Raw genomic sequence first — 15,376 nt, 5'->3', positions numbered from 1 at the left:
CCCGGTCGTACGACAGCTTCGTGACAGCGACTGCACGATCGGGTTGCGCACCGGTACGACGCCGTGGAGGTCAGCCGAGTTCGAGAGCGGTGCAGATCCAGCGGTTTCGGTGCACCTCGAGACGGAGTGCCATCGCGCGGGACCGGTCGCCGTAGCGGATATGGGCAGAGACCTCCGCGACCTCCGTCGCAGGGCTGAAGACGTGGACCGAGCGGACGGCGCTGCGCTCCTTGGTGCTGCGGCCGTTGGCGGTCGTGGTCAGGCCGAGGACCCGGACCCGCCGGTTGAGATCGCTGAACACGACCGTGTCGGTGAACCGGATCAACTGCCCGATCGGGCGATCACCGGCGAGTACTTCGGCGACTGCCTGCACCAGGCGAGTCGCCCAGGCTTGGGCGTCCGGCAGCGACGGGCCGGTCGGGACCAGCCGCAGTACTGGCGGCGTCGGGACGGGATGGAGCTCTGGCGCATCTTGGTAGTGCAGGGCCAGAGCGCCTTGTGTGATGGGGGTTGCGGCGTGGACGCGGCGCCGGGATATGCGCGTGGCCGGGGCCGGTAGGGATCGGACGGCGGTGAGGGTGGCGTGGTTGCTCATGTCACTTCTCCTGGTGGGTTGGCGGCACGGGGTGGACCGGCGCCGGCGCGGTAAGCACCTGGCCGGGGTGGATCAGGTCGGGGGTTGGACCGATCAGGTGGCGGTTGGCGGCGTACCACTGCGGCCAGCGGGCGGCGATCGCTTCGTCGGTCGCGGTGGGGCCCAGTTCGGCGGCCGCGATGGACCAGAGCGAGTCGCCTTGCTTGACGAGGTGAGAGGCGGAGCGGGTGAGCCGGCCCGACTGCAGATGCGTGTAGCGAGTCGGAGCGCCGGCGGTCGGACGATCCGGCACGGCGACTGGTCCGCTCGGCCGCTTCTGCACGGGCTTACCACTCGCGGGCGGTGTACGAGGCTCACCACCGGTCCGGGTCGAGCTGACCGGAGGCTTCTCGATCGCCTCCCCGGTCACCTCAATGTAGGACGGCTTCTCGGCAGCCGGGCGACCAGCGGGTGAGTCCTCGGCAGGAAGCGACCCGCTGGATCGCGAGTGCGAGGAGGCGACCGGAGGCTTCTCGGCGCCCTCCCCGGTCACCTCGATCGAGGACGGCTTCTCGGTAGCCCGCCAGTCAGCCGGTGAGTCCTCGGCAGGACGCGACTCGCTGGACCGCGAGTGCGAGAAGCTGTCCGGCGCGCCGCCGATCTCGACGGTCGACCGAGGCTCGACCGCGCTCCACGGGCGGGCGCCGGACGGCGAAATCTGTGCGGCAGGGGCTGACCGCACCTCGGCGCCGCCACGAGTCGCCCGGGTTGTCTGCGTCTGAGGTGAGGCAGGCTGCGGCGCGCTAGACCGACCCGCGGTACGGGCTTCCCCCGTAAGGCTGATCCTCGAGCGGGGCTCGACAGAGGTCCACGGGCGAATACCGGCGGCGGTGGAGTCGCCGGTGAGCTGAACGGTCGAGCGGGGCTCGGTGTCGCGGTACGGGCCGTCTCCGGGCGTCGCTTGGGCGATGCCCACGGTGAGTGGCGTGACCGCCGCTACCCCTAGAGCCGAGCGGAGCAGGGCTCGCGAGCCTTGGGACGTGATGCGGGTGGCGACCACCGAGGCACCGCGACCAAGGGCTCCGGGGGCTTGCTCCAGGACTGTGGCGAGCACCGCGACGACGAGCCAGCCGTAGGCGACCCAGGCCACCGCGCCGATCGTGAGTGAGGCCATCGAGGTCAGGTCGTGGGTGGTCGCCGCGGCGATCGAGCCCGAGGTCACCCAGCGCAGCAGCAGGCCGAGGACGGCCAGAGCGCTGAGCGCGAGCAATCCCTTGAGTCCCCGAATCGTTGCGTTCATCGGCTTTGACCTCCGACCTATGAGTTTGCGTCAGTTTGCGTTGGCTTGATCAATATAGACCTGACTAGACCGCCTTTGGCAAGTCCGAAACCGCCGAACAGTGTCACGCAGTGTCGAAGTGATCGACGCTGTGTGCTCGTGACCGCTCGGCCGGGTAGGTTCACGGCATGCGTCTGGAAGCCCTGTTCGCCGACCTGGAGTCGCAGTTCGAAGCTCTGCAGGACGGCGATCTCTACGGCGAGGTGGCGGACCGGATCAGGGCCGAGGTCGGCAAGATCACCGTGCTCGACCGTCTGCGGGGTGCCGTCGGGACACCGATCCGGGTGGAGCTGCGGCACGCGGACCCGGTCCAGGGCACGCTCAGCCGAGTCGGTAAGGACTGTCTGCTGCTGGAGGCCGAGCGCTATGAGGAATGGCTGATCCCAGACACGGCACTCACCGCCGTCCATGGGCTCGGCCCGTTCGCGGAGCCGGCCGAGGGGGCCGTCGCGGCCAAGCTCGGGCTGGCGCACTTGCTGCGCGGAATCGCCCGGGACCGTTCACCGGTGACGTTGTTCTGTGGGGGAAACCCGATCACCGGCACCATCGACCGGGTCGGCGCCGACTTCCTGGAGCTGGCCGAACACCCGCTCGACGCGCCGCGCCGCCGTACCGAGGTCTACAACTCCCGCCTCGTCCCCACCCAGGCGCTCGACGCCGTACGGCGCAGGTAGCTAGAGCTGAGCGTCCTCGGAGGTCTCGGCCTCTTCCCCGAACGGGTGGCTGTCGATGAACTGCTTGGTCTCGGTGTAGAGCCGCTCGATGTACTTCTCCAGCTCGGTCGACTCCACCCGCCACTGGCCACGGCCGCCGATCTTCACCGCGGGGATGTCACCACGGCGGACCAGCGCGTACACCTGGTTGGCCGAGATGTTCAGCACCTCGGCGACGTCGGACAGCTGGAGGAAGCGTGGAGCCGGCATGCGCGCTGTGTCCCTTCGAGTCGGCAGCGGCTGGTTGCTTCAGTTTGCCACGGTTGGCATCGGAATCAGGCAGTTTGTCCCCAGGCCACCCCGGCCTGTGGATGACAACCGACGCCCGAACCCCCGACACGGCAGAATGTCGTCGCCAAGAGCAACCAGAAGCATTCGAGTGGTAATCAAAACTGGGGAGTGTTCCGAGTGGCCGACAGTCCTGTGCTGCGAAGTGGGTTCGCGGCGCCGTCCACGCCCACCCTGCGGACCCGGCGGGCGCGCTGGAAGGACGGCCGGCTGCTGCTCGGCGTGCTGCTGGTCGCGATCACCGCGCTGGCCGGCGCGAAGCTGCTGTCCACGGCCGACGACACCACCGCGGTCTGGGCGGCCAAGCGCGACATACCGCTCGGCGTCACGATCACGAGCGAAGACCTGACCACCATGAACGTCCGCTTCACCAGCGACGAGGCCGCCGGCCAGTACGTCGCCGCCGACGCCGACCTCAAGGGCCTGGTCTCCATCCGCGCGATCAGCAAGGGCGAGTTCGTCCCGCGTCAGGCGGCCACCACCAAAACCGACAGCGAGCGCACGGAGCTGCCGCTGTCGATCGCGGCCGGCCGCCTCCCGTCCGACACGGCGGTAGGCGACCACGTCGACGTCTGGGTAGTGCCCAAGGACCAACCGGCCGCACAACTGTGGACCAAGGTCCGTGTCGTCCAGATCGACGCGGTGAAGGGTGTCTCGGGCAGCTCGGCGCGGCGCCAGCTCCTGATCGGTCTGGAAGGCAAGGACCCCAACCAGTTGCCGAAGACCCTGGCGCTGCTCAACACCGGCGAGCCCGTGGTCGTCCGGCGGGGCCGCTGATGTCGCTCCCCGTCCTCCTCGCGGTGACCGGTGCGCCGTGGGAGGCAGACGTCGTACGCCGGGCCGAAAGAGCCACCGGCATTCGGGTCGTCCGGCGGTGCGTCGACATCGCCGACGTGATGGCCGCGGCAGCCAGTGGTCAGGCACGCGCCGTCGTGCTCGCGGAAGACCTGCCCAGGCTCACTTCTGACGCAGTTGCCGCCCTCCACGCCCGCCGGATCGCAGTGGTCGCGCTGGTCGATCCCTCCGACAACGGTGAGCCGAGTGGCGCCGAAGACCGCCTGAGCCGGATGGGCATCGAACGCATCCTCCCCGCCGACGTCAGCGCTGACGACCTCGGCCGAGCCGTCATCGACGCCGTGGAGTCGGGCCCACCGGCGACCGTTTCCCACTTCGCCGGCGGATTCGTACCGTTCAACAGCGAGTCAGTGGCCAACCCGGAGGCGTACGGCGAGCCCTACGGCCAGGGCACCGGCCGGGTCATCGCAGTCTGGGGCCCGACCGGAGCACCAGGCCGCAGTACGGTCGCGGTCGGACTGGCCGCCGAGCTGGCTGCGCGTGGCATACCGACTCTGCTGGCCGACGCCGACGTGTACGGCGGCACGGTGGCTCAGCTGCTTGGCATGCTCGACGAAACCTCAGGCCTCGCCGCAGCCGCCCGCTCCGCCGGTGGAGGCTCGCTGGACGTGGCAGTGCTCGCCAGGCATGCCCGACAGGTCGGCCCGAACCAACTGGTCCTGACAGGGCTCAGCCGCGCCGATCGGTGGACGGAGCTGCGTCCCACCGCGATCGAGTCGGTCTGGTCGACCGCGAGGATGCTCGCCCCCTGCACGGTGATCGACGCGGGCTTCTGTATCGAGAGCGACGAGGAGATCTCGTTCGACACGCTCGCGCCGCGCCGCAACGGCGCCACTCTTGCCACGCTCGAGGAAGCCGACGAGGTGATCGTGGTCGGCACAGCTGATCCGGTCGGGCTCACCCGGCTGATCAGAGCGCTGCACGAGCTCAGGGCCGCAGTACCGTCGGTCACCACCCGGGTTGTGGTCAACAGGGTTCGTTCAGGGTCGCTGGGGGCTTCTCCGGCCGACGCCGCCAACGAAGCCCTCAACCGGTACGCCGGAGTGCAGGCCGCCGCGCTGCTGCCTTTCGACCAGACCGCGTGCGATGCGGCCCTGTCGCACGGCCGGAGCCTGGTGGAGGCGGCGAAGTCGAGCAAGTTGCGCAAGGGAATGCAGCAGCTCGCGGCCGGGGTTGTCAGGGATCACCTCAGTTGAAAACCGGGGGTTGCCCCCACCGACAAAGGCTCGGCGATGTGCCATCGTGACGTCACGGCGTCAACAGTGATGCCGGCGCCAAGGGGAGAGCGATGTCCGAAGTCGAGGGCCGTCGGGCCAGCAGCATGAGCGCCGAGCGGCGGTACGGCATCGCGATCTCGGTCGCCCTGATCCTGGGTGGCGTCTACTGGGCGCTGACCAGCCTGACCGAGGACACGAAGACCAGCCAGCAGACGTATCCGGTGGTCGGTACGGCCCTGTCGATCGAGAACAGCTCGAGTGATCTCGAGGTCCGCGCGGGCGACGTACGGGAGATCACCATCGACCGGCTGGTCGAGCGCAACGCGCTGGGCTCCGATCCGCGGGAGAAGTACGAGAACGGCAAGCTGGAGATCCGCGACACCGGCTGCGGGTTCCTGTCCTTCGGCTGTGCCACCAGCTACGTCCTGACGGTGCCGAGGGATCTCGACGTCTCGATCAAGACCAACAGCGGCGACGTCAAGGTGGCCGGGCTGGGCGGCCGGACCAAGCTCGAGTCGAGCTCGGGCAAGTTCCGGGTGCAGGGGTTGTCCGGTGATCTGGAGGCGGAGACCTCGTCCGCCGATCTGGAGGCGAGCGACCTGGGCTCGGGGACGGTCGTCGCCAAGAGCAGCTCGGGCGGGATCGATCTGACCTTCCGTTCCGCGCCCGGCACGGTCCGCGCCAACTCCAGCTCGGGTGACGTGCTGGTCCAGCTCCCGGCCGGTACCGAGACCTACAAGGTCGACAGCGACACGGCCTCCGGTGACATGCGCGCCGAGGTCAAGATCGACCCCGCCTCGACCCGCACGATCACGGTCGAGACCTCCTCCGGCGACGCGGTGGTCGAGTACGACGGGTGAGCGGGTGGCCGGAACCCGTGATCATGTCCTGAGTAGTCTTGCGGGCATGCCTGACGAGACGCCTGTACTGCGGGGCCTGCTGGTGGACTGGGGCGGAGTGCTGACCTCCGGTCTGGACGTGGCCCTGCGGCAGTGGGCCGAGTTGGACGACCTCGACTTCGACGCCTACTACCGGGCGATGGTCGGCTGGCTGTCCGCCAGCCCGGTCGAGGCCGAGGTGAACCCGATCCACGCGCTGGAGCGCGGTCAGCTCGCGGTGCCCGACTTCGAGCGCAAGCTGGCCGCCAAGCTGGTCCGCCGCGACGGTGGCGAGGTCCAGGCGGAAGGGTTGCTGATGAGGATGTTCGCGCACTTCGAGCACCAGCCGCAGATGTCCGCGCTGATCCGGCGGGCCAGGGGCCACGGCATCAAGACCGGGTTGCTCTCGAACTCGTGGGGCAACACCTACCCGCGGGAGACCTGGGACGGCATGTTCGACGACATCGTCATCTCCGGCGAGGTGCAGCTGCGCAAGCCGGAGCCGGAGATCTACCAGCTGGCGGCGCAACGGCTGGCGCTGCGGCCGACGGAGTGCGTCTTCATCGACGATCTCGAGCTGAACGTGGTCGCGGCCCGCGAGCTGGGGATCACCGGCATCGTGCACACGTCGTACGAGCAGACGCGCAGCGAACTGGAAGCCCTCTTCGGAGTCGACCTGACGTGACCATGACCTCTTCTTCATCGAACGCTTCGCCGAGCACCCCACCGAGTACCGACCGCCGCCGGGTGGTCGCCGCCATCGTCGGCTGCGCGGCGCTCGTCACCCTCGGCGCCTGGGCCTACGGCCTCTTCGACGGCATGATCGATCTGCGCGTCTACCGGATGGGCGGCTCGGTCCTGCTCGACCGCGGTTCCCTGTACGACGCTCAACTGCCCGGCTCGGGCCTGCCGTTCACCTACCCGCCGTTCGCCGCGATCGCGATGCTGCCGCTGGGCGCCGTGCCGTGGGGCGTCGCGCTGGTGCTCTGGACGACGATCTCCGTGCTCTGCATCGCGTTGATCTGGCGAGCCGCGCTGCCGGCGAACGCCTGGACCCTCGTCCCGGAGCAGTGGCGCGACCGGCGGATCGCAGTACTGGCCGCGTTGACCGCGGTGTCGCTGCTGCTCGAACCGGTCTGGCAGACGATCCAGTTCGGCCAGATCAACTTGTTGCTGACCGCAATGATCCTGCTCGACCTGGTCCGGCCGGCCGGAGCGAAGTGGCGCGGTTTCTGGGTCGGGGTGACGATCGGCGTCAAGCTGACGCCGCTGCCGTTCCTGGCGTTCCTGCTGATCACCAAGCAGTGGCGGGCGTTCCGCAACGCGTTGCTCGGCCTGGCCGCGACGATGGCGATCGGGTTCGCCGTCGTACCGAACCAGTCCTGGGAGTACTGGACCGTCGTCATCCGCAACGCCAACCGGGTCGGCGGCCTCGCCTACACGGCCAACCAGTCGTTCATGGGCTTCCTCAGCCGGCTCGGCGACGAGGCGTCCTGGGTGGAGCCGGTCTGGTTCCTGCTCTCGGCGGTCTTCGGCCTGCTGGTGCTCTGGCTGGCCCGCCGGTACTGGCTCGCCGACGAGCGGGTGACCGCGATCTCCGTGATGGCCCTGGCCGTCCTCTACGCGTCGCCGGTCTCCTGGAGCCACCACTGGGTCTGGATCATCCCGCTCGGCATCAGCCTGATCCGCGCCGTCCACCGCGAGTGGGGCACCCGCCCCGCCCTCGCCACCGGCATCCTCTGGTACGGCCTGTTCGTCCTCAGGTCGATCTGGTGGATCCCCTTCCGCGACGACCGCGAACTCAACTGGACCTTCTGGCAGTCCATCCCCGGCAACTCCCACCTCCTCCTCGGCCTGCTGGCCTTCCTCACCCTCGCCTACACCAGCAGATCCCTCCCGAGACAGCCTGCTTAGTCGGAGAAGAGGAGGAGGAGGCCGGCGACGGTGTAGCCGACCATGACGATCAGCAGGGGGAGTTGGCCGGCCAGGGCTTTGTGGCGGGGGAAGAGGGCTACTGCTCGGTCGTGGGCGGAGATGACGCCGAGGAGGTGGCCGCAGACCACGGCGAGGACCTGGATGACGGAGATCGTCGTGCTGTGGTTGGTGATGTCGGTGTTGAGGCCGAGCAGGCCGGTGCCGAAGACGTTGGCGCCGTTGGAGAGCGGGTCGCTGAGGTAGATCAGCGTGCGCTGGCCCTCCAGGATGAGCAGGGTCAGGTAGTGGGCGACGACGTACCCGAAGGCGATCGGTACGACGGAGTGCGCGAACAGGCCGGGCAGCGCGGTGCGGGAGCTGTCCGAGAGGCGTCCGGCCAGCAGGGTCGCGCCGGAGTACGTGACGAGCACGAACAGGATGAAGCCGACCAGCGCGAGGGTGCCGAGCAGGGCCATCGAGTAGTCGGTGCTCTGGGCCCAGCCGATCCAGGCGGTCGAGTTCGAGAAGCCGTCGTACGCCGTGGAGCCGAGCAGCGCCGCGACCATGCCGACCAGTCCTGGTTGCGCCTTCAGGCCGTCGAGGTTCTCCAGCGGCCTGCGGATCACCAGCTTGCCGTCGTCGCGCCGGCCACAGGGCGACATCCGCGCGATCAGCGTCGCGTAGACCTCGAACGGGTCGGCGGTCGAGAACCAGCGGTCGCCGAACAGGATCGCGCCGAACAGCATGATCACGACGTACAGCGCGAGCCACGCCTGCAGTACCGGTAGCGTCGCGCGGTCGGGCGCGACCAGTTCGAGCCAGGTGAAGGCGAAGATGCCGAGCGCGGCCGGCCACAGCCCCAGCCACTTCGGCAGTTCGAGCAGCCCCTGGGACGGCGGTTGCCGCATCGCCTTGCTGAGCAGGAGATGGATCGTCCGCAGCGGGTTCAGCGTGCGCCAGACCGGTCCGAGGAACAGCGAGATCGGCACCAGCCCGACCCAGACCAGGATGTAGACGAACCCGAAGATCGGGTTGGTCAGCCGGTCCACGCCGAACAGCAGCGCCACCAGCGCGTAGAGGAAGGTAGCCAGCCCGAAGAGCCGGACGAACCAGCGCAGACCGGCCGAGTCGACCGTCCGGGTGATTGCGTCCGGCAACGGCTTGCCGGACTTGTCGCCCCGGTACTTCGGCTTGCGCCAGGCCAGCCCGAGGACGACGAAGGACAGCGCGATCGCGACGCCGGCCCCGCCGACGGCCAGACCGAAGGGAACGGGCAGGTCCTGGCGGCCGCCGATTCCGTGCAGCGGCAGCAGCAGAGAGATCACTGTGAGGTCGCCGGCTCAGGAGACGACGAGCTTGGCGACCAGTTTGGCGCTCTGGTGCGTCTCGATCTCGAAGGTGCCCTTCATGTCCGCGGTGAACTTCACCGACGCGGGCTTGCCCGGGGTCAGCTCGAGTTCCTTCTCGTAGCCGTGGATGTGCAGTTCTTCGTCGGCGTCGCTGATCGCGGTGACCAGCACGCTCTGACCGGCCTTGACCTTGATGCTGGAGCCGCTCGGGTTGACCTTGCCGTTGGCAACGGTGATGTCGATGGTCACGTCGGCCTGCTCACCGGACGGGTCGGCGGTGTTCGACGGGGCCTTCGTGTTCGGCGTACTGCCGGGGGTGGTCGGCGTCTCGGTCGGAGTCGCGCTCGGCCCGGCGGACGGCGTGCTCGACGGGCTGGTGCTGGGACTCCCACCGGCGCCGGAGTCGTCTCCGCAGCCCGCCAGGACCAGCATGCCGAGGGCGGGCAGGAGAGCGAGCGCGGTACCGCGGGAGAACGTCGAACGCATGAGCCGAGGAGCCTTTCGAGTGTCGATGCCGATTGCCGGACGTGGAACACGCCCTCTTGCCTGACGAACACGCGGGCACCAGTGTTCCCGCCGTACACCATCAGTCGTGTCACGATCGCTGACAGCCAGGTTCGCCGTTCGGGGCCAGTGTCGCAGCTCGCTGTCGGCGGACCCGGTTAGGGTGAGCGGACACAGAGCCTGGACCAGGCCCCGATGAGCCTCGACGACGAAGGAGGGCCCGCCATGCCGGACCGGTTGACGTCGCTGGACCTGACCTTCCTGAAGACCGAGAGCCCGGCCACGCCGATGCACGTCGGCACCGTCGACATCTTCGAGCCACCGGTGCACGGCGGTGAAGTGTCACGCGACGGGTTCGACTACGAGAGCCTGGTCGCGCTGATCCGCGACCGGATCGCCTTCGTGCCGCGGTACCGGCAGCGGATCCAGCACGTGCCCGGCCGGTTCGCCGGGCCGATCTGGGTCGACGACGAAGAGTTCGACATCACCTTCCACGTACGCCGGTCCGCGCTGCCGCGCCCGGGCACGCACGCGCAGCTGCTGGAGCTGGTGGCCCGGATCATGTCGCGCCGGCTCGACCGGGCCAGGCCGTTGTGGGAGATGTATCTGGTCGAAGGCCTGCAGGGTGACCGGTTCGCGATCATCTCCAAGTCGCACCAAGCGCTTGTCGACGGCAACAGCACGGTCGACATCGGTCAGGTCGTGCTGGATGCGACCGCCCATCCGCGAGACACCCCGACCGACACCTGGCAGCCCGCCCACCCGCCGTCGGCACTGGAGCTGCTGGCCGGCGTCTTCGCCGATGCGACCCGGCACCCGACCGCCGTGCTGGAGCTGGCGCGGGCCGAGATGGCCAGCCTGACCGGCTCGACCTCCGTGCGGGAGGTGCTCGGTGACGTGGTCGGCTCGGTGGTCGCGCAGCGGCACGTCCAGGAGAGCTCGCTGCACGTGAAGACGTCCGGGCAACGCCGGTTCACCACGGTGCAGACCGAGCTCGAGGACTACCGGGCGGTCCGGGCGATGCACGGCGGCACGGTCAACGACGTGATCCTGGCGGTCGTGGCCGGCGCGCTGCGGGCCTGGATGATGACGCGCGGCGAGTCGGTCAGCCCGACCCGTGGCGTGCGCGCCGTCGTACCGGTCAGCATTCGCGACGACGACGACGAGGAGCCGACGTCGCTGGGTTCGCGGGTGATCGCCTCGACGGTGAACCTGCCGGTCGGGGAGAACTCGCCGGTGATGCGGCTGCACCAGATCTCCTACCAGACCAAGGTGCACAAGGACACCGGACGAGCGGTCAGCGCCCGGTCGCTGGTCGGGATCGCCGGGTTCGCGCCGACCACCCTGCACGCCCTCGCGGCGCGGGTGGCGACCGAGACCGTGCGGCCGATCGACGACGTGGTGATCACCAACGTGCCCGGTCCGCAGTTCCCGCTCTACGCCCAGGGCGCGCCGATGCTGGCGTCGTACCCGGTGGTGCCGCTGATGCCGGGGCAGGGTCTGTCCGTGGGCGTCACGTCGTACGACGGCAAGGTGTCGTTCGGGCTGAACGCGGACCGGACGGCGATGCCCGACCTGGCGGTCTTCGCCCAGTGCGTCACGGACGCGCTGGACGAGCTGCTGGACACCACCAAGGGGAGCCGCAGCCGTGCCTCGCGCGGCAAGAAGCCCCGAAGTCCCAAGAAGGCGGGTTCATGAGGGTCTACATCCCATCCACCATTCCCCTGCTCGACGCCGCCTGTCACGCGGGGGAGATCGGTCCGGCACCGCAGCTCGCGTACGCCGTGACGCCGGCGCTGCGCGAGTGGTTCGCGACCGCCGACGACGAGGAGCTGGAGTACGCCGCGATGGCACAGGCCGCTCGCGCCTCGGTCGGACTGATCGCGGCCGATCCCGCCGCGGCCCGGAAGCGGGTCGTCGTCGCCTGCGAGGTGTCGGCGGTCCCACCGGCGGACGGCACGGTCCAGCTCGGCGACGCCCGGCTCGAGCTGCACGTGGTGGTCCCGTGGTCGGCGGTCGCCGCGGCGCACGTGGACAGTGACGACGCCGTCGAGGTGGTCGCCAAGGCGGCCGAGCTGTGGGAGGTGGCGCAGGGGGACACCGCGAATCCTGCCCACGATGACGCTGTTTTCGCCCTCGACTCGTGCGAGGGTGAAGACCTGTTGTGGTACGCGACACAGGAGATCCCGGACTTCCTCGCGCGGCGGGACCGCAGCAAGGACACCGGGACCTGACCGGCTGAGCGGCCCGGGCGACAGACCGGGCGACGAACTGACAGGGAGCTGATGGCGATGCAGGCGATCTGGAAGGGCGCCATCTCGTTCGGGATGGTGACGATCCCGATCAAGGTGTTCTCGGCCACGGAGGAGAAGGACATCTCCTTCCGTCAGGTGCATGTCGCCGACGGCGGCCGGATCCGGTACAAGCGGGTCTGTTCCGAGTGCGGCGAGGAGGTCCCGTACTCCGACATCGGCAAGGGCTACGAGCTGGCCGACGGCCGGATGGTGGTGCTCGAGCCGGAGGACTTCGCCGAGCTGCCGCTGTCGAGCAAGAAGGTCATCGACGTCCTGGAGTTCGTGCCGGCCGACCAGGTCGACCCGCTCTACCTGGGCAAGTCTTACTATCTTGCGGCCGACGGCGGCCCGGGCGCCAAGCCGTACGTGCTGCTCCGCGACGCGCTCGAAGGCTCCGAGCTGTACGCCCTGGTGAAGGTCGCGCTGCGCTCGCGGGAAAGCCTCGGCCTGCTCCGGACCCACGACAACGTGCTGGTGCTGCAGGTGATGCTGTGGCCGGACGAGGTCCGCGACTCCGCCTTCGCGGCGCCCGACGAGGACGTCGAGATCCGCAAGCAGGAGAAGGCGATGGCCGAGTCGTACATCGACACCCTGCGCGGTGAGTTCAACCCGGACCAGTACCACGACGAGTACCGGCACGCGCTGGAGCAGGTGGTCGAGGCCAAGGCCGCCGGCGTACCGATGCCCGCCGAGGCGGAGGAAGAGGAGACCGAGGGCGCCGAGGTCGTCGACCTGGTCGCCGCACTCCGGGCTTCCGTCGAGGCCGCCAAGGCCCGCCGCGCCGCCGGCGGTTCAGGTGGCGGCGGCCAAGGCGACGCCGCTCCGGCCAAGAAGACCCCGGCGAAGAAGGCCGCCCCGGCCAAGAAGGCGACGGCCACGAAGAAGGCCGCGGCCGAGAAGGCTCCGGCCAAGAAGACCGCCGCGAAGAAGGCCACCAAGAAGTCGGCTTGACCCGACTCTGCCCAGGGCACTTCACCGGTGTCCTGGGCGGCGCTGCGGACCAGACCTGTCAGGTTCGTGGTTCTGGTTTGGACATGGCACCATGAAGACGTCAGTTTCAAGGCGCCAGCTGAGAACCAGTCGAGCCGATCGAGGAGCACCGCACACATGGATGCCGTCACCGCAGTACCCACGCCGATCAACGAGACAGTCCGTGGGTATGCGCCCGGTTCGCCCGAGCGAGTCAGCCTGGAGGCGAAGCTCAAGGAGTTCAACGCCGCCGGTGGGATCGACCTGACCTGCACGATCGGCGGTGAGCAGAAGCTCGGTGGCGGTACGCCGTTCGAGGTGGTTCAGCCGCACAAGCACGCGCACGTGCTCGGCACGCTGCGTAACGCCACCGAAGCCGACGGCAAGGCCGCCGTCGACGCCGCCCTCGCGGCGGCTCCGGCCTGGCGCTCGCTGTCCTTCGACGACCGCGCCGCTGTCTTCCTCAAGGCCGCCGACCTGCTGGCCGGCCCGTGGCGCGACACCCTGAACGCGGCCACCATGCTCGGCCAGTCCAAGACGGCCCAGCAGGCCGAGATCGACGCCGCCTGCGAGCTGATCGACTTCCTGCGCTTCAACGTCGCGTTCGCCCGCAACGTGATCAGCGACCAGCCGGTCTCCTCGCCGGGGATCTGGAACCGGGTCGACTACCGCCCGCTCGAGGGCTTCGTCTACGCGATCACCCCGTTCAACTTCACCGCGATCGCGGCCAACCTGCCGGCCGCCCCCGCGCTGATGGGCAACACCGTGGTCTGGAAGCCGTCGCCGACGCAGCAGTTCGCGGCGCACTGGACGATGCGGCTGTTCGAGGCCGCCGGACTGCCGGACGGCGTGATCAACCTGGTCACCGGTGACGGCATCGACGTCAGCAAGGCCGCGCTCACCCACCCCGACCTGGCCGGCATCCACTTCACCGGGTCGACCAAGACCTTCCAGAGCCTGTGGGCGACCGTCGGGCAGAACATCGCCGGCTACCGGACCTACCCGCGGCTGGTCGGCGAGACCGGCGGCAAGGACTTCATCCTGGCGCACCCGTCGGCCGACCCGGCGGTGCTGAAGACCGCGATGGTGCGCGGCTCCTTCGAGTACCAGGGCCAGAAGTGCTCCGCCGCCAGCCGCTCCTACGTCCCGCGCAGCGTGTGGAACCAGATCCGCGACGACATCGCCGCCGAGACCGACTCGCTCACGATGGGCGACGTCACCGACCTGTCGAACTTCGTCGGTGCCGTCATCGACGACCGCGCCTTCGCCAAGCACAAGGCCGCCCTGGACCGGGCCCAGCAGGCCGCGGGGATCGAGGTCCTTGCCGGCGGCACCTATGACGACTCCGAGGGCTACTTCGTCCGGCCGACGCTGCTGGTCTCCGACGACCCGACCGACGAGATCTTCACCACCGAGTACTTCGGCCCGATCCTCGGCGTGCACGTCTACGAGGACGGCGACTACACCCAGGTGATGCGGCAGATGGAGAACGCGGCGCCGTACGGGCTGACCGGTGCGGTCATCGCCCAGGACCGGACCGCGATCGCCGAGGCCGCCGACTACCTGCGCTTCGCCGCGGGCAACTTCTACGTGAACGACAAGCCGACCGGCGCGGTCGTCGGCCAGCAGCCGTTCGGTGGCTCCCGTGCGAGCGGGACCAACGACAAGGCCGGCTCGATGTGGAACCTGATCCGCTGGGCCAGCCCGCGGTCGATGAAGGAGACCTTCACCCCGCCGACCGACTACCGCTACCCGCACCAGGGCTGAGACCCCCGCCCTCAGACAGTCAGTCCCCGCCGGACGGTGATGTAGAACGACGTCATGTCCTCGATCAGGGCCTCCACCTGGTCGGGGACATTGGCGTTGGCGTCGAGCAGCCAGTCGGCGATCAGGTCGAACAGGCCGCCGACCAGCCCGATCGCGATCGTGTGGCGGGTGCGCAGGTCGGCCTCGTCCGGCGCGGGTGCCGGGCGCCCCGAGTCGCGGTGATCACGGTCGCCGGCCTCGGGCGCGGGGTCGGCCGGAGCGTCGTACCGGTCCCAGATCTGCTCCAGGAAGCCGGCCGCCCAGCGACGGTTGGTCCGGCGTTGCCGCTCGACGGTCTTGGAGATGCCGCCGGCCTGGCCGAAGGTGACGACGGCGACCCGCGGATCGTCCAGCAGGGCGTGCGCGAAGGCCGCGATGATGCCCGGTGCCGCCTGGCGTTCGTTGCCCTCGGCCCGTGCCGCGACGGCCATCATGTCGGCCATCAGGCGTTCCGAGGTCCTCTGCAGCAGGGCGACGTAACAGTCCTCGCGGTTGTCGAAAACCTCGTAGAAGCTCTTCGTGCCCACGTACGCCGTACTGCAGATCTGCTCGATCGTCGTGGCCAGGTAGCCGTGGACGGCGATCAGTTCGAGCGCGGCGTCCAGTAGTTGCTCCCGGCGCTCCGCCTTGCGTTGCTCTGCCGTCAGACCTCTGATCACTCGCCCCATGGCGTGAC

General features: G+C 69.2%; 16 protein-coding genes. 10 read left to right on the top strand and 6 right to left on the bottom strand.

The features are described 5' to 3' along the window. Positions 1–70 precede the first annotated feature (70 nt). Both OX958_RS28630 and OX958_RS28625 read right to left on the bottom strand, forming a co-directional pair. Positions 71–595, bottom strand: a complete 525-nt coding sequence (locus OX958_RS28630) for an Rv3235 family protein (RefSeq protein WP_270132986.1) — start codon at positions 593–595, stop codon at positions 71–73. 1 nt (position 596) lies between these two features. Then, positions 597–1,874: a LysM peptidoglycan-binding domain-containing protein gene (locus OX958_RS28625; protein ID WP_270132983.1), complete on the bottom strand. Its 1,278-nt coding sequence runs from the start codon at positions 1,872–1,874 to the stop codon at positions 597–599. 167 nt (positions 1,875–2,041) lie between these two features. On the opposite strand from OX958_RS28625, the gene OX958_RS28620 reads away from it, so the two are divergent. Beyond that, positions 2,042–2,587 (top strand): hypothetical protein, encoded by a 546-nt coding sequence (locus OX958_RS28620; RefSeq protein WP_270132980.1) that lies wholly within the window; start codon positions 2,042–2,044, stop codon positions 2,585–2,587. On the opposite strand, the gene OX958_RS28615 is transcribed toward OX958_RS28620, so the two are convergent. After that, complete coding sequence (locus OX958_RS28615) at positions 2,588–2,836, bottom strand: helix-turn-helix domain-containing protein (RefSeq protein ID WP_270132978.1); 249 nt, start codon at positions 2,834–2,836, stop codon at positions 2,588–2,590. Positions 2,837–3,034: 198 nt separating this feature from the next. On the opposite strand from OX958_RS28615, the gene OX958_RS28610 reads away from it, so the two are divergent. The 5 genes from OX958_RS28610 to OX958_RS28590 all read left to right on the top strand — a co-directional run bounded on the left by OX958_RS28610 (position 3,035) and on the right by OX958_RS28590 (position 7,778). Further along, the gene (locus tag OX958_RS28610; protein ID WP_270132976.1) at positions 3,035–3,691 is read left to right on the top strand and encodes an SAF domain-containing protein; all 657 of its coding nucleotides are present in this window, start codon (positions 3,035–3,037) and stop codon (positions 3,689–3,691) included. Next, positions 3,691–4,965 (top strand): AAA family ATPase, encoded by a 1,275-nt coding sequence (locus OX958_RS28605; RefSeq protein WP_270132973.1) that lies wholly within the window; start codon positions 3,691–3,693, stop codon positions 4,963–4,965. Before OX958_RS28610 ends, OX958_RS28605 begins: the two co-directional genes overlap by 1 nt. Before the next feature lie 92 nt (positions 4,966–5,057). Continuing rightward, a complete protein-coding gene (locus OX958_RS28600; protein WP_270132971.1) occupies positions 5,058–5,846 on the top strand; it encodes a DUF4097 family beta strand repeat-containing protein in 789 nt (262 codons plus the stop codon). Between the two features lie 46 nt (positions 5,847–5,892). After that, complete coding sequence (locus OX958_RS28595) at positions 5,893–6,549, top strand: HAD family hydrolase (RefSeq protein ID WP_270132968.1); 657 nt, start codon at positions 5,893–5,895, stop codon at positions 6,547–6,549. Positions 6,550–6,551: 2 nt separating this feature from the next. Next, positions 6,552–7,778 carry a glycosyltransferase 87 family protein gene (locus OX958_RS28590; RefSeq protein ID WP_270132966.1) on the top strand — a complete coding sequence of 409 codons (1,227 nt, stop codon included), beginning with the start codon at positions 6,552–6,554 and terminating at the stop codon, positions 7,776–7,778. Here OX958_RS28590 and OX958_RS28585 read toward each other — a convergent pair. After that, positions 7,775–9,100, bottom strand: a complete 1,326-nt coding sequence (locus OX958_RS28585; RefSeq protein ID WP_270139164.1) for a hypothetical protein — start codon at positions 9,098–9,100, stop codon at positions 7,775–7,777. The two genes, OX958_RS28590 and OX958_RS28585, sit on opposite strands and share 4 nt — an antisense overlap. Before the next feature lie 18 nt (positions 9,101–9,118). Further along, complete coding sequence (locus tag OX958_RS28580; protein WP_270132964.1) at positions 9,119–9,613, bottom strand: cupredoxin domain-containing protein; 495 nt, start codon at positions 9,611–9,613, stop codon at positions 9,119–9,121. 243 nt (positions 9,614–9,856) lie between these two features. On the opposite strand from OX958_RS28580, the gene OX958_RS28575 reads away from it, so the two are divergent. The 4 genes from OX958_RS28575 (at position 9,857) to pruA (ending at position 14,661) form a co-directional block, all read left to right on the top strand. Beyond that, entirely contained in the window at positions 9,857–11,329 is a 1,473-nt protein-coding gene (locus OX958_RS28575; RefSeq protein ID WP_270132963.1) for a WS/DGAT/MGAT family O-acyltransferase, read from the top strand. After that, on the top strand, positions 11,326–11,865 hold the full coding sequence (locus OX958_RS28570; protein WP_270132961.1) for a DUF6912 family protein: 540 nt from the start codon (positions 11,326–11,328) through the stop codon (positions 11,863–11,865). Before OX958_RS28575 ends, OX958_RS28570 begins: the two co-directional genes overlap by 4 nt. A 57-nt stretch (positions 11,866–11,922) precedes the next feature. Further along, positions 11,923–12,876, top strand: a complete 954-nt coding sequence (gene ku, locus OX958_RS28565; protein ID WP_270132959.1) for a non-homologous end joining protein Ku — start codon at positions 11,923–11,925, stop codon at positions 12,874–12,876. 156 nt (positions 12,877–13,032) lie between these two features. Next, positions 13,033–14,661, top strand: a complete 1,629-nt coding sequence (gene pruA / locus OX958_RS28560; RefSeq protein ID WP_270132957.1) for an L-glutamate gamma-semialdehyde dehydrogenase — start codon at positions 13,033–13,035, stop codon at positions 14,659–14,661. A gap of 11 nt (positions 14,662–14,672) precedes the next feature. Here pruA and OX958_RS28555 read toward each other — a convergent pair whose 3' ends face one another. Further along, complete coding sequence (locus OX958_RS28555) at positions 14,673–15,368, bottom strand: TetR/AcrR family transcriptional regulator (protein WP_270132956.1); 696 nt, start codon at positions 15,366–15,368, stop codon at positions 14,673–14,675. Positions 15,369–15,376 lie beyond the last annotated feature (8 nt).

Source organism: Kribbella sp. CA-293567 (genome assembly GCF_027627575.1).
Lineage (GTDB): Bacteria > Actinomycetota > Actinomycetes > Propionibacteriales > Kribbellaceae > Kribbella.
The sequence above is the reverse complement of the archived record's forward strand: the minus strand, read 5'-3'. Positions and strand labels throughout refer to the sequence as shown.